The 19,446-nt window shown below is 63.7% G+C and carries 21 protein-coding genes; 11 read left to right on the top strand and 10 right to left on the bottom strand.

Features of this window, described 5'->3' with window-relative positions; translation table 11 throughout:
• Positions 1–26 precede the first annotated feature (26 nt).
• The 3 genes from ACR0MM_RS11745 to ACR0MM_RS11735 are packed head-to-tail and all read left to right on the top strand — an operon-like array spanning position 27 to position 2,991.
• Complete coding sequence (locus ACR0MM_RS11745; protein ID WP_480696293.1) at positions 27–614, top strand: TRAP transporter small permease; 588 nt, start codon at positions 27–29, stop codon at positions 612–614.
• Entirely contained in the window at positions 615–1,904 is a 1,290-nt protein-coding gene (locus ACR0MM_RS11740; RefSeq protein WP_093964183.1) for a TRAP transporter large permease, read from the top strand.
• Between the two features lie 25 nt (positions 1,905–1,929).
• Complete coding sequence (locus tag ACR0MM_RS11735) at positions 1,930–2,991, top strand: TRAP transporter substrate-binding protein (RefSeq protein WP_170341179.1); 1,062 nt, start codon at positions 1,930–1,932, stop codon at positions 2,989–2,991.
• 40 nt (positions 2,992–3,031) lie between these two features.
• Here ACR0MM_RS11735 and ACR0MM_RS11730 read toward each other — a convergent pair whose 3' ends face one another.
• On the bottom strand, positions 3,032–3,502 hold the full coding sequence (locus ACR0MM_RS11730) for a tetratricopeptide repeat protein (RefSeq protein WP_005980315.1): 471 nt from the start codon (positions 3,500–3,502) through the stop codon (positions 3,032–3,034).
• 45 nt (positions 3,503–3,547) lie between these two features.
• Here ACR0MM_RS11730 and ACR0MM_RS11725 point away from each other — a divergent pair, with 45 nt between their 5' ends.
• The gene (locus tag ACR0MM_RS11725) at positions 3,548–4,789 is read left to right on the top strand and encodes a cytochrome-c peroxidase (protein WP_480696511.1); all 1,242 of its coding nucleotides are present in this window, start codon (positions 3,548–3,550) and stop codon (positions 4,787–4,789) included.
• 38 nt (positions 4,790–4,827) lie between these two features.
• Here the strand turns inward: ACR0MM_RS11725 and gcvP are convergent, their stop codons facing one another.
• From gcvP to ACR0MM_RS11705, 4 genes are all read right to left on the bottom strand, one after another.
• Positions 4,828–7,683 carry an aminomethyl-transferring glycine dehydrogenase gene (gene gcvP, locus ACR0MM_RS11720; protein WP_480696291.1) on the bottom strand — a complete coding sequence of 952 codons (2,856 nt, stop codon included), beginning with the start codon at positions 7,681–7,683 and terminating at the stop codon, positions 4,828–4,830.
• Between the two features lie 174 nt (positions 7,684–7,857).
• Positions 7,858–8,223 (bottom strand): glycine cleavage system protein GcvH, encoded by a 366-nt coding sequence (gene gcvH, locus ACR0MM_RS11715; RefSeq protein WP_170406148.1) that lies wholly within the window; start codon positions 8,221–8,223, stop codon positions 7,858–7,860.
• An 18-nt stretch (positions 8,224–8,241) separates the two neighbouring features.
• Positions 8,242–9,336, bottom strand: coding sequence for a glycine cleavage system aminomethyltransferase GcvT (gcvT, locus tag ACR0MM_RS11710; RefSeq protein WP_480696289.1), 1,095 nt, complete (start codon positions 9,334–9,336; stop codon positions 8,242–8,244).
• Positions 9,337–9,652: 316 nt separating this feature from the next.
• Positions 9,653–10,834, bottom strand: a complete 1,182-nt coding sequence (locus ACR0MM_RS11705) for a hydantoinase/carbamoylase family amidase (RefSeq protein WP_480696287.1) — start codon at positions 10,832–10,834, stop codon at positions 9,653–9,655.
• 158 nt (positions 10,835–10,992) lie between these two features.
• On the opposite strand from ACR0MM_RS11705, the gene ACR0MM_RS11700 reads away from it, so the two are divergent.
• Genes ACR0MM_RS11700 through ACR0MM_RS11685 form a run of 4 tightly spaced genes read left to right on the top strand, consistent with a single transcriptional unit; the run spans position 10,993 to position 14,492 of the window.
• Complete coding sequence (locus tag ACR0MM_RS11700; RefSeq protein ID WP_170342072.1) at positions 10,993–11,643, top strand: histidine phosphatase family protein; 651 nt, start codon at positions 10,993–10,995, stop codon at positions 11,641–11,643.
• A gap of 18 nt (positions 11,644–11,661) precedes the next feature.
• Positions 11,662–12,276 carry a glutathione S-transferase family protein gene (locus ACR0MM_RS11695; protein WP_480696285.1) on the top strand — a complete coding sequence of 205 codons (615 nt, stop codon included), beginning with the start codon at positions 11,662–11,664 and terminating at the stop codon, positions 12,274–12,276.
• Positions 12,277–12,290: 14 nt separating this feature from the next.
• Positions 12,291–13,346, top strand: a complete 1,056-nt coding sequence (locus tag ACR0MM_RS11690; protein WP_480696283.1) for a saccharopine dehydrogenase — start codon at positions 12,291–12,293, stop codon at positions 13,344–13,346.
• 3 nt (positions 13,347–13,349) lie between these two features.
• Entirely contained in the window at positions 13,350–14,492 is a 1,143-nt protein-coding gene (locus ACR0MM_RS11685; RefSeq protein WP_170525690.1) for a saccharopine dehydrogenase family protein, read from the top strand.
• 81 nt (positions 14,493–14,573) lie between these two features.
• Here the strand turns inward: ACR0MM_RS11685 and ACR0MM_RS11680 are convergent, their stop codons facing one another.
• The 5 genes from ACR0MM_RS11680 to ACR0MM_RS11660 all read right to left on the bottom strand — a co-directional run bounded on the left by ACR0MM_RS11680 (position 14,574) and on the right by ACR0MM_RS11660 (position 17,517).
• Entirely contained in the window at positions 14,574–14,777 is a 204-nt protein-coding gene (locus tag ACR0MM_RS11680) for a DUF1127 domain-containing protein (protein WP_093964173.1), read from the bottom strand.
• A gap of 50 nt (positions 14,778–14,827) precedes the next feature.
• Positions 14,828–15,055, bottom strand: a complete 228-nt coding sequence (locus tag ACR0MM_RS11675; RefSeq protein WP_170360650.1) for a DUF1127 domain-containing protein — start codon at positions 15,053–15,055, stop codon at positions 14,828–14,830.
• 121 nt (positions 15,056–15,176) lie between these two features.
• Positions 15,177–16,250: a hypothetical protein gene (locus tag ACR0MM_RS11670; RefSeq protein ID WP_170525689.1), complete on the bottom strand. Its 1,074-nt coding sequence runs from the start codon at positions 16,248–16,250 to the stop codon at positions 15,177–15,179.
• A gap of 91 nt (positions 16,251–16,341) precedes the next feature.
• Positions 16,342–16,659: a DUF3775 domain-containing protein gene (locus ACR0MM_RS11665; RefSeq protein ID WP_093964170.1), complete on the bottom strand. Its 318-nt coding sequence runs from the start codon at positions 16,657–16,659 to the stop codon at positions 16,342–16,344.
• 87 nt (positions 16,660–16,746) lie between these two features.
• Positions 16,747–17,517 carry a DUF1365 domain-containing protein gene (locus ACR0MM_RS11660; RefSeq protein WP_480696281.1) on the bottom strand — a complete coding sequence of 257 codons (771 nt, stop codon included), beginning with the start codon at positions 17,515–17,517 and terminating at the stop codon, positions 16,747–16,749.
• Positions 17,518–17,667: 150 nt separating this feature from the next.
• On the opposite strand from ACR0MM_RS11660, the gene ACR0MM_RS11655 reads away from it, so the two are divergent.
• From ACR0MM_RS11655 to ACR0MM_RS11645, 3 genes are read left to right on the top strand one after another with little or no spacing between them, the layout of a single operon-like run.
• Complete coding sequence (locus ACR0MM_RS11655; RefSeq protein WP_480696279.1) at positions 17,668–18,324, top strand: sigma-70 family RNA polymerase sigma factor; 657 nt, start codon at positions 17,668–17,670, stop codon at positions 18,322–18,324.
• A 10-nt stretch (positions 18,325–18,334) separates the two neighbouring features.
• Positions 18,335–18,985 (top strand): ChrR family anti-sigma-E factor, encoded by a 651-nt coding sequence (locus ACR0MM_RS11650; RefSeq protein ID WP_170342057.1) that lies wholly within the window; start codon positions 18,335–18,337, stop codon positions 18,983–18,985.
• A gap of 56 nt (positions 18,986–19,041) precedes the next feature.
• Positions 19,042–19,446: a hypothetical protein gene (locus ACR0MM_RS11645; RefSeq protein ID WP_480696277.1), complete on the top strand. Its 405-nt coding sequence runs from the start codon at positions 19,042–19,044 to the stop codon at positions 19,444–19,446.

The following is a 19,446-nucleotide window of genomic DNA, read 5'->3' as shown; positions in this document are numbered from 1 at the left end:
CCGCGGCCTGAACAGGGAGGATCCGCATGGGCGGATTGACGTCGGTGCTTGCGCCGATTGCATTCGTGAACGAAACCGCGCTGCGTCTGGGCCGCGCGGTCGGTGTCGTTGCGATCGCCTTCATGGTGATCGCGATCCTGATTCAGGTGTTCTTCCGTTACGTTCTGGGCAACGCCCTGGCCTGGCCTGACGAGGCCGCGCGGTTCTGCATGTTGTGGATGACGGGCCTGATGGCACCCACCGCATTCCGGCGTGGCGGGTTCGTGGCCATCGACATGCTGGTCCGCTTTCTGCCGCGCGTACCCGGCCAGTTGCTGAACCTGTTTCTGCTGCTGCTCAGCCTGACGGTTCTGGTGGTCGCCGTGCGCATCGGCTGGTCCGAGGTCACCGGTTTTGGCGGGCGTTTCGCCACCGCCGCGCTGTATTTGCCCACCTCGCTGGGCTTTGATGAATGGTACCGGATCCCGCGCAGCTGGATGATGGCCTCCCTGCTGGTGGGCGTGATCCTGCTGCTGTCGGTCAACATCGAACTGATCCTGCGGTCGATCATTACCATGCTGGGCGGCGGCCACCTGCTGCCCGAGATCCCCGAAGCCGCCGTGGGAGCCGAATAGATGCTGGTCTGGTTCCTGCCCGTCTTCCTGGTGTTTCTGCTGATCGGCCTGCCGGTCTTTTTCGCATTGCTGGCCGCACCCGGCCTGCTGCTGTGGCTGAACGGCCAGACCAACGACATCACCCTGCTGTATCGCAACGTCTACAACGGGATGGACAGCTTTCCGCTGATGGCCATCCCCTTCTTCATGCTGGCCGGAGAGCTGATGAACCGCGGCGGCATCACCATCCGTCTGGTCGAGTTCAGCCAGGCGCTGATGGGGCATCTGCGCGGCGGGCTGGCGCATGTGAACGTACTCAGCTCGATCCTCTTCGCGGGGCTGTCGGGCTCGGCGGTGGCCGATACCTCGGCACTGGGCTCGATGCTGATCCCGGCGATGGAGAAGCAGGGCTATACCCGCAAATTCGCCGCCGCGATCACCGCCGCCAGCTCGGTCATCGGGCCGATCATCCCGCCCTCGGGGATCATGATCATCTATGCCTATGTCATGGGCGAAAGCGTCGCGGCCCTGTTCCTGGCGGGCATCGTGCCGGGTGTCATGGTGGGCATCGGTCTGATGCTGATGATCAAGGTCATGGCCAACCGGTATGATTTCCCGGTGGCCAGCCGCAAATACACCTGGCCCGAGCGCGGTCAGGCCAGCCTCAAGGCCTTTTTCCCGCTGATGACGCCGGTAATCATCCTGGGCGGCATTCTGGGCGGCATCTTCACCCCGACCGAAGCCGCCGCCGTCGCCGTCGGGTATGCCTTCATCATCGGGTTTTTCGTGCTGCGCACGCTGACCTTGAAAGAGGTGCCCGAAGTCCTCAGCAATGCGGGCATGACCTCGGCCGTGGTGCTGCTGCTGGTGGGGGCCGCGATGGCGTTCAAGACCGTGGTCAGCCTCAGCCATGCGCCCGAGCAGCTGGCCGCGCTGATCCTCGGACTGTCCGAAAACCCGCTGATCCTGCTGTTCCTGATCAACCTGCTGCTGTTCGTCGTGGGCATGTTCCTGGATGCAGGCCCGGCAATCATCATCCTGGGGCCGATCCTGGGCCCGATCTTCACCAGCCTGGGGGTCGACCCGATCCACTTCGCCATCATCATGAGCGTAAACCTGACCGTTGGCCTGGCCACGCCGCCCATGGGGCTGGTGCTGTTCGTGGCCGCCGCCGTGTCACGCGAACGGGTGGAAACCATCGCCAAGGCGATCCTGCCGTTCCTGGCCGTCGAAATCGCGGTGATCTTCCTGATCACCTATGTCCCCGCAATATCCATGACGATCCCGAGATTGACGGGATTTGCAAACTAGACTGAGTACCACAGGGAGGAAACGCATGCTCAGAACATTCTTCAAAACCGCAGCACTGGCCACGTCGCTGGTGGCGGCCTCGGCGCTGGCGGCCTCGGCGGCCGACTATACGCTGCGCGCCACCGCCAACTCGAACGAAAACGACGAGGACTATGACGGCCTGGTCGTGTTCAAGAACTTCGTCGAGAACGCCTCGAACGGCGCAATCGAGGTCGAGCTGTTTATCGGCACGCAGCTGTGCTCGAACGGGGCCGAATGCCTGCAGGGCGTGGCCGACGGCACCATCGACATCTATATCTCGACCTCGGGCGGGGCCTCGGGCATCTTCCCTTACGTACAGGTTCTGGACCTGCCCTATCTGATGGCCGACGACCGCATCGCCGAGCGGGTCCTGTCGGGTGATTTCACCCGCAAGATGCGCGAAATGGCGCTGGAAGATTCGGGCGGCGCGATCCGTCTGATGACCATCGGCAACACCGGCGGCTGGCGCAACTTCGCCAACACCAAGCGCCGCGTGACCCAGCCGTCCGACATGGACGGGCTGAAGATCCGCACCGTGGTCGCAGACCTGCCGCAGGAACTGGTCAAGGCCCTGGGCGCCTCGCCCACCCCGATCCCGTGGCCGGAACTGTTCACCAGCTTCCAGACCGGCGTGGTTGACGGCTCGAAGAACGGCATCACCGACATCATGGGCATGAAGTTCCCCGATGCCGGCCTGCAATATGTCACGTTGGACGGGCACGCCTATATGGGCGCGCTGTGGTGGATGAACAACGCCAAGTTCCAGGAAATGCCCGAAGATCTGCGCCGTGTCGTCGTCGATGGGTTCTATGCGCTGCAGCAGGCCACCTTTGCCTCGCCCAAGCGCAAGTCGATCCAGGCCTACGAGGATTTCGTGGCCGGTGGCGGCGACCTGTACGTGCCGACCCCCGAGGAAAAAGAGGCGTTCAAGCAGGCCGCGACCCCGGTCTATGACTGGTTCCAGCAGAACGTCGCGCGCGGGGACGAGATCTATGGCGCTCTGACCGCGGCCGTGGCCGAGGCCGAGGCCGAGATCAACGCGGAACGCGCCGCCGACCTGAACTGATACGGTTCGGGCCGGGGTGTCGCGTCATCCCGGCCCGCCTTTACCGAAAGGGGTACATCCACCCCTTGTAGTCATTGACCAGCACATGGGCCTTTTCGATCTGTTCGGGCGTCATCTTCTTCACCACCTCTTCCAGGCTGATCGCCGCATCGGGGTCGCCGCCGATGGCGCTGAGCGTGTACCACATGTAGGCCCGCACCAGATCGGGCGCAGGCAGGCCCAGGCCCAGCTCGTAATACCACCCGACACCCGATTGCGCGCCCGGATGCCCCTTCATCGAGGCCCGCAGATACCATTCGAACGCGCGTTCGTAGTCCTGCTCGACCCCAAGACCAAGGCCGTACATCACGCCGATCAGCTCCTCGGCCTCGGCGTTGCCCGACCGGGCCGCCGGCAGAAGCTGTTCGCGCGCGGCGGCAAACTCGCCTGCTTCCATCAGATCGCGGGCCTGTTCCAGTTCGGCCCAGACGGGCGTGGCGGCAAGACAAAGGGCAAGCACAAGCTGGCGCATGGGGCGGCGGGTCTCCTGTTCTGCGGGGCGGCCTGGGCGCAGGACCTGCCCGCGCCGCTGACCGATGACGACTTTCTGTTCTTTGATAGGGATCAGGCCGCGATCGGTCACCAGCTATTTTATGACCCGATCCTGTCGGGCAACCGCAACATCACCTGCGCCCATTGCCACCACCCCGATTTCGGCACCTCCGACGGCCTGTCGCTGGGCATCGGCGAGGGTGGCCGGGGCCTTGGCCCCGACCGCACGCCCGGGACCGGGGCGGACCGCATCCGCAAGCGCATCCCGCGCAACGCGCCGGGTCTGTGGAACCTGGGCGCGCGTGGCATCCACACGATGTTCCATGACGGGCGGCTCAGCCTGTCGGATGTCTATGGCAACGGGTTCAATTCTCCCGCGCAGGAATGGCTGCCCGAAGGGCTGAACTCGCTGCTGGCCGCGCAGGCGCTGTTTCCGCTGACCGCTCAGTTCGAAATGGCCGGGAACGTGGCCGAGAACGAGGTCACCGGTGCCGTGCATGACCGGATCGACAAGGGCTGGCCGATCATCGCCAAACGGGTGCGGACCGACCCGAAATACGGCCCGGCCATGGTGGCCGCCTTTGACGACGTGGACAGCACCGAGGACATCACCATCACCCATGTCGCCAACGCTCTGGCCGTTTTCATGGCCATCGAATGGCGCAGCACCGACAGCCCGTTCGACCAGTATTTGGCTGGGGACGAGACCGCCCTGACCCCCGATCAGAAGGCCGGGATGCGGCTGTTCTACAGCAAGGCGCGGTGCGCCACCTGCCATTCGGGGCCGCTGCTGTCGGATCAGAAATTCCACGCACTGGCCCTGCCGCCTTTCGGCCCCGGCCGCACCCGGCAATGGGACGCCTATGCCCGCGACGTGGGTCGCATGGGCGAAAGTGACCGGCTGGAGGACGCCTACCGGTTCCGCACGCCGATGCTGCGCAACGTGGCGCTGACCGCACCCTATGGCCACAACGGCGCCTTTCCCGACCTCGAAGGGATCACCCGTCACCACCTGAACCCGGCAACCAGCCTGTCACGCTGGACAACCGATCAGGCCGCGCTGCCCCGGGTGCCGTGGCTGGAACAGGCCGATTTCATCGTCTGGCAGGACCAGTTCGAGATGGCACGCCAACGCGCCAAGGTCGACATCACGCCAGTTGACCTGAGCGACGGTGAAATCGCGCAACTGGTGGCGTTCCTGCACGCCCTGACCGGGACGAGCGTGGAGACGCCGCCCTTTGGCGTGCCCGCGGACTTCAAGCCCTGAGAAATCCCCTGCCGGATCGGGCGGGTGTTTCGGTGTTTTTATTCTGCGGCTTCTTCGTATGCGTCCATGGGCGGGCATGTGCAGACGAGGTTCCGATCTCCGTAGGCGTTGTCGACGCGGTTGACGGGCGACCAGTATTTGTCGACGCCCATGGAACCCGGCGGGAAGCAGGCCTGTTCGCGGGTGTAGGGTCGGTCCCACTCACCCACCAGGTCGCGCACCGTGTGGGGGGCGTTCTTCAGCGGGTTGTTCTCGGGGTCGATCCTGCCATCGATGACATCCTGCGCCTCGGCGCGGATCGACAGCATGGCGTCGCAGAATCGGTCCAGCTCGTCCTTGGGTTCCGATTCCGTCGGCTCGACCATCAGCGTGCCAGCAACCGGCCAGGACATGGTCGGCGCGTGGAAGCCGCTGTCGATCAGCCGCTTTGCGACGTCGTCGACGGTGATGTTGCCGGCCTCGGCCAGCGGGCGGGTGTCGAGGATGCATTCATGCGCCACACGACCGGTCTCGGAGGTGTAGAGGATCGGATAGGCCTCCTGCAGACGTGCGGCGATGTAGTTGGCGTTCAGGATCGCCACCTTGGTCGCCTGGGTCAGACCCGCGCCGCCCATCAGCAGGACATAGGCCCAGCTGACCGGCAGGATCGAGGGCGAGCCGAAGGGCGCCGCCGAAACCGGACCCACGGCGGTGCCGTACTCCGGGTGGCCCGGCAGATGCTCGGCCAGATGCTCCTTGACGCCGATCGGGCCCATGCCGGGGCCGCCGCCGCCATGCGGGATGCAGAAGGTCTTGTGCAGGTTCAGGTGGCTGACGTCGCCGCCGATGTCGCCGGGGCGCGACAGGCCCACCATGGCGTTCATGTTGGCCCCGTCGATATAGACCTGACCGCCGTGGTCATGGGTGATCTGGCAGACCTCCTGCACCGTTTCCTCGAAAACGCCGTGGGTCGAGGGGTAGGTGATCATGCAACCGGCCAGGTTGTCCGAGTGCTTCTCGGCCTTCTCGCGGAAGTCGGTCAGATCGATGTTGCCCTTCGCGTCCGCCTTCACCGGCACCACCTGCCATCCGACCATCTGCGCCGAAGCCGGGTTGGTCCCATGCGCCGAGGTCGGGATCAGGCAGACGTTGCGATGCCCCTGCCCGTTGGCGATGTGATAGTTGCGGATCGTCAGCAGGCCCGCATATTCGCCCTGCGCGCCCGAGTTGGGCTGCTGGCTGATCGCGTCATAGCCGGTGATCTGGCACAATTTGTCATTCAGGTCGGCGATCATCTCGTAATAGCCTTGCGCCTGATCTTCCGGCACGAACGGGTGCATGTTGGCGAACTCGGGCCAGGTGACCGGGATCATCTCGATCGTCGCGTTCAGCTTCATGGTGCAACTGCCCAGCGGGATCATCGCCCGATCGAGCGCCAGGTCGCGGTCGGCCAGACGGCGCATGTAGCGGGTCATCTCGGCCTCGGCCCGGTTCTTGTGGAAGATCGGGTGGGTCAGATAGGGCGTCTCGCGCAGCGCATAGTCCGGCAGGCGGTACTGCTTGTTCGAGCTGTCGTCCTTCTTGTCGATGCCGAAGGCGCCCCAGACCGCCTCGATCGTCTCGGCGCGGGTCTGTTCATCCAGGCTGATGCCGACGCGGGTCTCGCCCACCTTGCGCAGGTTGACACCGCGCGCCACCGCCGCCTCCATCACGGTCTTCTGCAGCGGGCCGACCTCGACCGTGATGGTGTCGAAGAACACCTCGGGTTCGACCTTGAAGCCGTGTTCTTCCAGGCCCGCGGCCAGGCGCGAGGTCTTGCGGTGCACCGACTGCGCGATGGCCTTGATGCCGTCGGGGCCGTGGTACACGGCATACATCGAGGCGATCACCGCCAGCAGCGCCTGCGCGGTGCAGACGTTCGAGTTGGCCTTCTCGCGGCGGATGTGCTGTTCGCGGGTCTGCAGCGCCAGGCGATAGGCCTTGTTGCCGCGGCTGTCGATGCTGACGCCGATGATCCGGCCCGGCATCGCGCGTTTCAGCTTGTCGGTGGTGGCCATGTAGGCGGCGTGCGGCCCGCCAAAGCCCATCGGCACGCCGAAGCGCTGGGTCGAGCCCACGGCGATGTCGGCGCCCATCTCGCCCGGCGATTTCAGCAGCGCCAGCGACAGGATGTCGGCGGCCACGATGGCGATGGCGTTGTGTTCATGCAGCGCCGCAATCTCGGCGGTGAAGTCGCGCACATGGCCATAGGTGCCCGGATACTGGAAGATCGCGCCGAACACCGCGCCCGCGTCCAGTTCGTCAGGGTCGGCGACCTTGACGTCGATGCCCAGGGGTTCGGCCCGGGTTTTGATCACCGCGATGGTCTGCGGGTGGCAGTTGCGGTCCACGAAGAAGGCCGCGTTGTTGGCTTTGGACCGGCCACCGCGCTTGGCCATCGCCATCGCCTCGGCCGCTGCGGTCGCCTCGTCCAGCAGCGAGGCGTTGGCTACGTCCAGCCCGGTCAGGTCGCTAACCATGGTCTGGAAGTTCAACAGCGCCTCGAGCCGGCCCTGACTGATCTCGGGCTGATAGGGCGTATAGGCGGTGTACCAGGCCGGGTTTTCCAGGATGTTGCGCAGGATCGGCGCAGGCGTGGTGGTGCCGTAATAGCCCTGACCGATCAGCGAGGTCAGAACCTTGTTCTTACCCGCCACCTTCTTCATGTGATAGAGCGCGTCGCGTTCGGTCATCGCCGGGCCCCAGTCCAGCGGCTCTTTCTGCCGGATCGCCGGGGGGACGGTGGCGTCGATCAGATCGTCCAGCGTCTTGAAGCCGATCACCTTGAGCATGTCGCGCATCTCGGTCGGGCTGGGACCGATATGGCGGCGGTTGGCAAAGTCATAGGCTTCGTAGTCGGTCAGTTTGAAGGCCATTGCAGCGCTCCCATGGATAGGTCAGGCCCGACGGAGACTGTGGAAGCCTCCGGCGGGGAGTAAGGGCCGTCCCGGGAACTGTCCGGTGGACAGTTTCAGGCCCGAACGGGCGGAGCCCAAATTCGGCGGCACAAGTCAAAACGATGGAGCCCCAGGCCGGGACTCCGTTCAGGTTTACCCGATGAACGCCTTGTAGGCGGCCTCGTCCATCAGATCTTCCAACTGCGCGGCATCGGTGATCTTGATCTTGTAGATCCACGCCTCGCCCTCGGGATCCTCGTTCAACGCGCCCGGGTTGTCGGCCAGCGTCTCGTTCACCTCGAGAATTTCGCCATCGACCGGGGCATAGATCTCGGAGGCCGCCTTGACGGATTCGATCACCCCGATCTCGCCGTCCTTCGCGAACTCCTCACCTACGTCCTGCTGCTCGACGAACACCACCTCGCCCAGCTGCTCGGCCGCGTGCTTGGTGATGCCCAGCGTGGCCGTGTCGCCCTCGACCGTCAGCCATTCATGTTCTTCGGAATAATAGGTTGCCATGCTGTCTCTCTCCTGACTTCAACGCTTGTAATTCTGTTTGACGAAGGGCAACGCCACGATCCGCGCCGGCTGCGCCTTGCCCCGGATGATCAGATTCACCTGTTCGCCCGGCTCGGTGTGACCGGCCGCGACATAGCCCATCGCAACCGGGCCGCCGACGGTTGGCCCGAACCCGCCCGAAGTGATCTGACCGATCATGTTGCCCTGAAGATCCTGCACCTCGACCCCCTGTCGCGCCGGGGCGCGGCCGTCGGGCTTGATCCCCACCAGCTTGCGCGCGGCGCCTTCGGCCAGTTCGCGCTGGATGCGGGCCGCGCCGGGAAAGCCGCCCTCTTCCTTGCGCCGCTTCTGGATCGCCCAGGCCAGGTTGGCCTCGATCGGCGAGGTACTCTGGTCGATGTCATTGCCATACAGGCACAGACCCGCCTCCAGCCGCAGGCTGTCGCGCGCGCCCAGACCTGCCGGCTCGCAATCCTCATGCGCCAGCAGGGCGCGGGTGACCTCGATCGCCTTGTCCTCGGGGATCGAGATCTCGTAGCCGTCCTCACCCGTGTAGCCCAGACGCGAGATCCGGCACTCGACTCCGTTGATCGGGGCCACGGTGGTTTCCATGAACTTCAGATCGCGGGCCGCCGGGCACAGTACGCCCACCACGTCCTCGGCTTTCGGGCCCTGAACCGCCACCAGCGCGCGGTCGAAGATCTCGGTCACCTCGACCCCGTCCAGGTGCGCGCGCATGTGCGGAATGTCCTGATCGCGCAGCGCCGCGTTCACCACCACGAAGAAATGATCCCCCGCGTTCGACACGATCAGATCGTCCATGATCCCGCCGTCCGCGTTGGTGAAGAACCCATAGCGCGCCTTGCCCTCGGGCAGCGTCGCAAAAGCCTGCGGGCACAGCGCCTCGAGCTTCTCGCCCACATTCTCTCCCCGCAGGATCACCTGACCCATGTGGCTCACATCGAACAGCGCCGACTTCTCGCGGCACTGCTTGTGCTCGCCCATGATTCCCAAAGGATACTGAACGGGCATCTCCCAGCCCGCAAAATCAACCAGCTTGCCTCCCAACTCAACATGAAGGTCATACAACGGCGTGCGCTTCATTCCAGGCATGTCAGTGTTCTTTCTTTTGGCAAAAGTGGCGCGATGGACCGGATCCAAAAGCACATGGCTGGGAATACCATGCCACGGCAGCCTTTCCGGATCGAGTCAGAGGAATTCTGGCTGGTCGACATGCATTTTCCTGTACCGGCAACTTCACGGCTGGCCGTGTTTCGTCCGACTTCAGATCGCAGGTATTCATCACGGCCTAAATCGCTCATGGACAAGGAGTATACATCTGCATGCTGCAGCTTTGTGTCGTATAGGAAACTTTTTTCCGTTACGCAACAGCTGAAATTGCAACATTCACGGTCGGCGGCCCCATACCTCAGCGATCGGCAAGTGCCGCCTCCAAGGCCTTCAACCCCGTCACCAGATCGGCCTCGGCAGTATCCTCCGCGAAGTCATGACTGATACCGTTGATGGATGGCACGAACAGCATTCCGACCGGCATCAAGGCTGCCACGTTCGAAGCATCGTGCAAGGCCCCGGACGGCATGACCCGCCAGTTGCCGAGCGCGACGGTCTGGGCTCCGTGTTCCAGCGATCGCCGGAGGGTCGGATCCATTTCAACCGGCTCGATGCCCAGCATTGGCCCGAACTGCGCATCGCCCCCGATGGATTCACTGACCTCTTGGGCGGTCGTGCGAATGATGCTTTCCATTCGGGCCAGACGATCCGTGTCCTGATCGCGCCACTGCATTGAGAAACGGACCCGGCCAGGAACGATTGACGAGGCATTCGGAGACAGCTCAACATGACCGATCGTCCAGACCGTCTGCGGGGTCACCACGTTGCGGAACCGATCGTTGATCAGGCCGTTGAAGATCGAGAGAGCCTGGAACGCGTCTCGGCGCAGGTGCATCGGCGTCGTGCCGGCGTGGTTCTGCTGGCCGGAAAACTCGATGACCATGTCGCGAATGCCCACGATGTCCGAGACCACACCGATGGCCTCGGCGTTGGCATCCAGAATCGGACCCTGCTCGATATGCATTTCGATGAACCCGGTGAATTGGGCGGGGTTCACAAAATCCTGCATCAGACTTTTCATCCGAGCGCGCGCATCACCGAACCGTATGCCCGTGTGGTCGGTCAGGTCGTCGGCCTGCGCAAGGGGCAACTTGCCGGACCAGATGGCTGATCCGGTCGTGACGCCGAACCGGCCCTCCTCATCCTGAAAGCTGACCACCGAGATCGGGCGCTGGCTGGAGCGAGCCAGCTCCAACGCCGCGATCACGCCCAGCGCGCCATCCAGCCAACCGCCCTCGGGCTGACTGTCTGAATGTGACCCCATCAAAAGCGACGGCGCGGACGCCAGACCGAACAGGTTTCCGACCGGATCAAAATGCGGTTGCAGCCCGGCCTCCTGAAACCGGTCGGCCAGCCATTGCCGCGCCGCAATGTCCGCGTCTGAATATGCCGGGCGCACGACGCCCTTACCCACCCCCGCAGCCCCGAATTCCCGCAGCTTGTGCAGATCATCCAGAAACCTCTGCGCATTCACGGCCATTGCGCTGTCCTTTCTTGTCGCTTGCCGCAACTCTATCGCCGGGCCGTCCGCCCACAAGCCCGGTTGCAGGCTGACCCGGTTTTTTGACGGCAACCGGCCGAACACCTCTGGCCCCTGCGGGCAAGCTGCCCTAAGACTTCGGGCCAAGAGGGACCGACATGTCATACATCACATTGGTACGCCACGGGCAGGCCAACACCACCGCACGGGACGAAGACAGTTATGACAAGCTCAGCGAGCTTGGGCATCAGCAGGCGCGCTGGCTTGGGGCCCATCTGCGCGAGACCAAAGCCCATTATCCACGGGTGTTTTGCGGCACCCTGACCCGGCATGTGGAAACGGCGGCCAGCATGGGTCTGCCGGAACCCGTCCGCGATGCACGTCTGAATGAAATCGAGTATTTCACCCTTGCGCAATTGTTCGAGGAACAGCACGGCGTGACGATCCCGACGGACCGCGAAGGCTTCGTTCAGCACCTGCCGCTGACCTTCAAGGCCTGGGCCAACGGCGACATTCGGAACGCGCCCGAAACCTTCGAGCAGTTCGAGACCCGCGTCTCGGACGCTCTGCGCGAAATCCATGACGGCGACGGGCCGGCCATCGTGGTGACCTCGGGTGGGTTGATCTCGATGGTGGTGCGGCAGGCGATGGGGCTGGACATTCCGGCAATGGCGCGCGTGGCCCTTGCCATCATGAACACCTCATTGCATCGTCTGCACCCGATCGGAGCGGACCTGAGCCCGGTTCTGTTCAACGCGGTTCCGCATCTGGAAGCGCCGGACCGGCATTTCGCCCAGACCCACCTGTAACCGGATCGGAGGTCCCAGATGCAGATTTACTACGCACCCCGCACTATCTCGATCGCCGTCGTCATCGCGCTGGAGGAAGCCGGTCTGGACTATGAGGCGATCAAGCTGGACTTCGCTGCGGGCGAGCAGACGACAGCGGCCTACAAGCAGATCAACCCCAAGGGTCGCGTTCCCGCTCTGGTGGTCGATGGTGGCATTCTGACGGAAACCGGCGCTCTGCTTGAATACATCGCAGCCAAGGCCCCGAAGGCCGGGCTTGTTCCGGACGATCCGGTCCTGGCCGCGCGGATGCGCGAGGTGATGTATTTCCTGGCCTCGACCATGCATGTGAACCATGCGCACAAGATGCGCGGTCACCGCTGGGCGGATCAGGAGTCCAGCTGGCAGGACATGAAGGGCAAAGTGGCCCAGACGATGACCGAGTCCTGCTCTTACATCTCGTCAAACGGGCTGCGCGGCCCGTTTGTTTTGGGCGAGGCATTCTCGCTGGCCGACGCCTATCTCTACGTGGTTTGCAGCTGGTTGGAAGGTGACGGAGTCGATGTCACAGCCTTTCCCAAGATCCAGGCCTTCCGCGCGGCGATGGAGGCCCGACCCTCGGTTCAGGCGGTACGGGCCGCCGGAATGCTCTGACAAAAGGACATCGCATGACACATCTCTGGGTCCGGGCTGAACAACGCCCGAACGAGGAACGGGTGGGCCTGACGCCCGATGGCGCGGCGCAACTGATCGCCGCCGGCATCCGCGTGACGGTCGAGGAGAGCCATGTCCGCGCCATCCCGATCGACGGCTACCGCGCGGCGGGCTGCGAAATCGCGCCGGAGAACTCGTGGCCGGAGGCGCCGCTGGATGCGGTCATCTTCGGCCTCAAGGAACTGCCCGAGGACGGCACGCCTCTGCCGCATCGCCACATCATGTTCGGCCATGCCTTCAAGGGTCAGCATTCGGGCCGCAAGCTGCTGGAACGGTTCAAGGCCGGCGGCGGCACGCTGTATGACCTGGAATACCTGGTGGACGAGAACGGACGGCGGGTCGCGGCCTTCGGCTATTGGGCGGGCTACGCGGGCGCGGCGGTGACGCTCAAGACCTGGGCGGCGCAGCAGCGCGGCGAGATCTGCGGCCCCGTCGGCGTCTATCCCGGCAAGGACGCGCTGAACGCCGAGCTGCTGGCCGAGTTGGAAGCAACCGGCGCCCCCCGCCCCCGCGCCATGGTCATCGGCGCGCTGGGAAGGGTCGGCACCGGCGCGTCCGACCTGTGCGAGGCCATGGGGGTCGAGGTGACCAAGTGGGACATGGCCGAAACCGCCGATGGCGGGCCGTTCCCGGAGATCCTTGCACACGACATCTTCCTCAACTGCATCTTCGCGCGCCCCGGCACCCCGGTCTTTGTCCCGCGCGAGGCGCTGAATGCCCCGCGCAAGCTGACCGCCATCGGCGACGTGGCCTGCGACCCCGACAGCGACTACAACCCGGTGCCGGTCTATGACCGCGCCACAACCTGGGAAGAACCCGCCCTGCGCGTGGCCACCGACCCTGTGCTGGACGTGATGGCCATCGACAACCTGCCCTCGATGCTGCCGGTCGAAAGCTCGGAAGACTACGCCGCGCAGCTTCTGCCCTCGTTGCTGACCCTGACAGACCTGACCTCGGGCGTATGGGCGCGGGCCGAGGACACCTTCAAATCCCATATCGAAAGGATCTGAGCCATGACGATTCACTGGTGTGGCACCGGCCTGTCGGCCATCCCCGGCCTGCGCCGCCTGATCGAGGCCGGCCACAAGGTCACCGTCTGGAACCGGACCGTCGACAAGGCCCGCGCCGAGGTCGGCGACCTGACCGACGACATCCGGTCCTTCGACATTGATGCTCTGAGCGCGGTGCTGGAAAAGGGCGACGTCATCGTCTCGATGCTGCCGGGCGACTGGCACGTGCCGCTGGCGGAACTGGCGATCGCGAAGGGCGCGCATTTCGTCTCGTCCTCGTATATCGCGCCCGAGATGCGCGCGCTGGACGACAAGGCCCGCGAAGCCGGCGTCGCGCTGGTCAACGAGGTCGGGCTGGACCCCGGCATCGACCACCTGATGGCCCATGCGCTGGTCGATGACTACCGCGCGTCCGACGCCTTCGACCCGGAAAACCACCTCAGCTTCATTTCCTATTGCGGCGGCATCCCCAAGAACCCCAACCCGTTCCGCTACAAGTTCAGCTGGTCGCCCCTGGGCGTGCTCAAGGCGCTGCGCTCGCCCTCGCGGTCGATCCGCGACTATGCCCCGCTGGACGTGGCCCGGCCCTGGGACGCGATCAGCACCTATGTCGCGCCGCTGCCCACGCCCGAAAGCTTCGAGGTCTATCCGAACCGCGACTCGATCCCCTTCATGCAGCAGTACCATTTCGAGGAGCACTGGCCGGTCAAGGAATTCGTCCGCGGCACTCTGCGGCTGAACGGCTGGTCGGATGCGTGGTCGGACGTGTTCCGCGAAATCGAAACGCTGGAAGGCCCCGAGGGCGATGCCAGGCTCAAGGAAATGTCCGACCAGTTCTGGGCCGAGAACGCCTATGAAGAGGGCGAGCCCGACCGCGTCGTGCTCTGCGTCGGCCTGAAGGCCGAGAAGGACGGCGTACCGGTCTGGCACAAGACCTATGTGATGGACGCCTGGGGCGACGCGCGCGGCAGCGCCATGGCGCGTCTGGTGTCGATCCCGGTCTCGCTGGCGGTCGAGGCGGTACAGGACCGCGCCATTCCCGCGGGTGTCCATGCCGCGCCCAGCGATCCGAAACTGGTTCAGGGCTGGATGGCCGAGATCGACAAGCTGGCACAGCACCTGCAGGTGGTCGACCACCTGGCCTGACCCAACCAAAAAGCCATTCCGGACGCACCGGAATGGCTTTTTACTGGTGTTTTCACCAACCGTTGGATCGGCGCTTGTGGTTCAGATGTAGCGCTCGATCGTTTCCTCGAGATCGCTGCGGTTGATGCCAAGCTCGGACAGCTGCCGGTCATCCAGACCGCTCAGATGTTGCGCAGCGCGTACGATGTCATCCTTGACCGCCCGGATGCGCATGGCGCGATCGAACAGAAGTAGCGCGCTGGCGGATGGGCAGGGTTGTTGAGTCGGTTGCATTGTGTCGAGCATCGGCTGTTTCCTCCCAGTTTGGCCGGTGTCCTGTTGGGGCGCGGCCCCGGTTACTGCGTCAACGCGGCGCGCTGATAGACGCTCTGATAGGCCGTTTGGGGGATGTCTGAGCGGGTGATGCCGATATCGTGCAGCTGCTGGTCGCTCAGGCGTTCGAGGTCACGGACCGTCTTCGCAAAGATCTGCTTCCGAAACCGTTCGGTCTTGGCCTCGGCGTATTTTGCAAAAAGGTCATGAAACAGGCTGTGGTTCGACTGTGTGGTTTGTGCGGTTGCCATTGGTTTGTCCTCCTGAAATCCGAACTGCATTGCAGTACTGTCATCAGATAAAAGGACGCCGCGTTAACGGTTCCGGACCAACGGATTAAGCTTTGTTAACCTTACGTCAGGGTTGGCGGGGTCACTGACCGGATGGCAGGGCCACCCGGATGGCGAAGGCGGTGGCGGGGTCGATCTGCGGGTCAGCCAGAAGCGCCCGCAGCGCAGGGGCAAGCGTATCATCCCCCCAATCGCGCGTGGCCAGGGCGATCTGCCCGGCCGTGCTTTGGTCGCGCGCTATCTCACCGACAAAGATATCCAGGATCTTCCCGCGGTGTTCCGGCATCGCATCGCCGCCGTCGATCAGCGCCGCGATGATCGCCCGTCGATCCTGTGGGGAAAGCGGGCTGGCGGTCAGAGCCTCCTCGATCGTATTCAGGGCTTGGTCGCCGTCGATTTCGATACCGGCAAGCGCCCATTCGCGCAGGTTGAACCCTCCGGTGGCGACCGCCTTTGGATAGACCGTGCGCACCGCCTCTGCCGCGGCCGGATCAGATTGCAGGCCCAGCAGCCGGATCGTTGCCGGGGCATAGGCTACGCGATTCAGGCTCCGCAAATCGCGCAGAAGATCCGGGGTTGCAGCAGCGTCGCGCAGGCCGCGCACAGACGCATAGGGTGCCCGGTGGAGTTCAATGAGAGCGGTGTTCCGCAACAACCGGTCTCCGGAATTCAGATAGGCCGCGAAAAACGCGGCGCGCTCGGCGGATCGGGATCCGTCCAACCGCCAGCCTTGGCCTTGCGCCTGTACCTCGGCAACAAAATCGGCCCGCTGCGGCGTCATCAGAAATCCCTTGGTCCAGGACTGATCAAAGGCGCGCCCGGCCTTGTCCCGGCGGCCTGGGCCATAGATCATCAAGACCACCCGGTCAGGATCGGCGCGCAGGGCATTCCGGGTGCTGCTGTCCACCAGAAACGGTATCTGGGGGAGGTCTGCAACCTCGTCCCAACTACCTTTCAGCAACCCGACGGGTGCATAGCGGAACGGGTCCTCGGGCGCGGGCGCGGCCAGAACGATGACCGAAGCAGACAACAACCGGTCGGCCAGAGAGTTTTCGGGAAGTGCCAGACAAACGGTGCAGGCCAGCGCCGGACGCTGCGGCCACGCCGGAACGGACATAAGGGCCAACACCAATATCGTCTTCAACATGCGCGGCATCTGGCGCCCCTGCTGTGGACCGGGCGCTGCACCATACATGGCGCCCTCTGCCCCGGAGCATAGCGCAGAAACACCGTGCGGGCGACCAAGTCTACATCAGGTCGTTCTCGACATCTTCGGCCGAGATGCCCAGCGCGTCCAACCCGTTCTCAAGGTGATCCGACAGATGCGGCGTGCCGATGAGGTAATCGGCGCATGGCGTCGAGGCCTCGGCCTTGGCCGTAGCGATCGCCTCGCTGAGGTCGTCCGGGAAAAAGCTTTCACGTCCAATCCACATGATCGCGACCAACTCGGCTTGCTCGTCCTCGTCCATGCGATCGATAAAAGCCCGCAGCTCGCCCTCGGCGCGATCCAGCTCGCGGCCCATCATGGCGACCTGGGCGACTTTGGTTGGCGAGATTTCCAGCATTGGTTTCAACTCCTCTGTCCGCAATTGAAGTCCATCTCAACCATTGCATCACGCCTGCGTCCTTGATCTTGCGCAAACTGCAGATCGTCACTCGTGCGGGCGCGAGACGGGGTGAGATGGTACCGGTGCGGTGCGGAACGGTCGGAAGGTGGCCTTCTTGATCCACAGTTTCAGCGCCTGCCAGTGGATCAATGCAACCGCCCGCCGCGCGCCAAACGGGCGTCGCAGCAGCGAACGAAGGATCGCGCCATTGGTGAGAGGTTGCCGGACGCCCGTGAGCGTGGCAATCAAACCGCCCCCGTCGCGGCCGTAGTCGATCCAAACCCCGACCCGGTCCGGGCGCAGGTCAAACCGGAAAGTGTAGGTGCCCTCGATCTTTTGAAACGGCGAGACATGCATCACTTTGGTCGCGGAAATCCGGTCAGAGGGAGCGATCACGTCAAACCCCGGCTTGTGGCAGACATAGCTGTGCCGCGTTCCATGAGTGTTGGTGACCTCGGCCACCACGGCAAACAGTGCGCCTGCGTCATTCAGGCAAAACCAAAAACTGACCGGGTTGAATACGTGGCCCAGCACCCGGGGTTGGGTCAGCAACAGAACCTGCGCGGGTTGGGGGATTTGCATCGCCCGCAGGCTGTCGCGGAGCCACGGGGCACCTCGACCAACACCGGGCTCCCCTCCATGATCGCGGGTCCGCCAGCCGGTGAGGTTGGGTTTATCTAACGAAAACAACGCGGGCGTTTCCGCCACCTGTTCGGGATCCAGCAGGATGTAGTCGACCGAGTAGCGAAAGGCGTTCTCGATCGCACCTTTCCGTCCGTGAAAGGTATGGGCCGGAACGAAGTCGATTTCTGGCATGGTCGGACTAATCTTTTCTAGCGGTCAACATTCTGGATCGGCTGGGTTTTTCAGCGAACATCCATGATCATGATACGAAAAAAACGCGCGACCGGATCAAAAATCTCGGTCAGGCGTGATCCGACTTGGGTGCGGCAGCGTAATACAGTTATGTTTACCGAGATGGACACCGTTGTTCCGAACGATGTCGCGACCGCCCCGGCGGCGCGGCAGGCTGGGCGCGGCACGAAACGAACCAAGGGATCGTCGGTGAACGGTACGAAGAATAATGGCGCGGCAAGATGCGAGTGGGTGTCCCACGTCCAACGCATCCGGCAGTCGCAGGATCAGGCGGCGTTTGCCGAACTGTTCCAGCACTTTGCCCCTCGGGTCAAAGCGTTCCTGATCCGGTCGGGTTCGGACGCGACGTTGGCCGAGGAGTGCGCGCAGGAAGTCATGGCCACGTTGTGGCACAAGGCGCATCTGTTTGATCCGTCACGGGCGACCGTGGCGACATGGGTCTTTACGATCGCGCGGAACAAACGCATCGACGCCATTCGCAAACAGCGGCGTCCTGAACCGGAAGAACTGACATGGGGTCCCGAAGCGGAACCCGAACAGGAAGACGTAATCGCGCTGCAACAGGAAACGGCGCAACTTAAGACGGCCCTGCTGCAATTGCCCGAGGCACAGCGGGAACTGATAGAGAAGGCATATTTTGGTGACCTGAGCCATCGCGAGATCGCCTCGCAGACCGGGCTTCCGTTGGGCACCATCAAATCAAGAATACGGCTGGCGCTGGACCGCTTGCGCCACGCGATGAACTGAGATGATAGAGATGAGCAACGAGATCAAACATCACCTGACGGACGACCTGCTGATGGCCTACGCCTCGGGCACACTGCCCGAAGCGTTCGACCTGATGGTCGCGACCCACCTGTCCCTGTGCGACCATTGTCGCGCCCGCGCCGAGAGTTATGACGCGGTGGGCGGACACATGCTTGAGGACCAGGTCGAAGCTGCGCCTTTGTCCGCGGATGCCCTGTCGTCGACAATGGCTCTGATCGCGCAGGGTGCGCCGACCCCCAAGCCCGCGCGCGCGAAATGCGACGTGCTGCCGGCACCGTTGCAGGATTACGTCGGCGGTGACGTGAACAGCATCCGCTGGAAGCCGATTGGCATGGGCGTCAAGCAGGCCATTCTGCCAACCTCGCGCGATGCCACGGCGCGCCTGTTGTTCATTCCGGCCGGTGCCGCAGTACCGGACCACGGCCACAAGGGCATGGAACTGACCATGGTTCTGCAAGGCGCATTTTCCGACGAGGTGGATCATTTCGCCCGCGGCGATGTCGAGATTGCAGATGAGGACCTAGAACACACGCCCGTGGCCGACATGTCCGAGGATTGCATCTGCCTGGCGGTGACCGACGCTCCGCTGAAGTTCAACAGCCTGATCCCACGGTTGGTGCAGCCCTTCCTGCGAATCTGAACAGTCCCTCGGGTGTGCTAGGCTTGGAGCCGGGAATCACTGTGAGGATATGCAGAATGTTGAAACAAGCTCTGGCAGCTCTGTTCATTGCCGTTGTGGCCGTGCCGGCCTTGGCCCAAAGGACGGCCGAGGTGAAGTTCCAAGCTGGAAACTTCGGCACCATGGTTAACGGCACCATCACGGGTAATGAATATTTCGATTACGTGCTGGGCGCGAAAGGCGGGCAGGAATTGTTTGCCGAGCTTCAGGTCAGCGGTACCAACGGCAGCGGCGTAGTCTATTTCAACATCCTGCCGCCGGGCAGCGACGGGGTCGCGATCTACAACGGCTCGATCGACGGCAACACAGCCCGCATCACCCTGCCCGAGGACGGGGATTATACCATCCGCGTCTACTTGATGGGCAATGACCGGGATACCGGCAAGACCGCCGGCTACAATCTGGACCTGTCCATCCAGTAG

The organism is Ruegeria sp. BC6, from assembly GCF_056539185.1.
The sequence above is the reverse complement of the archived record's forward strand: the minus strand, read 5'-3'. Positions and strand labels throughout refer to the sequence as shown.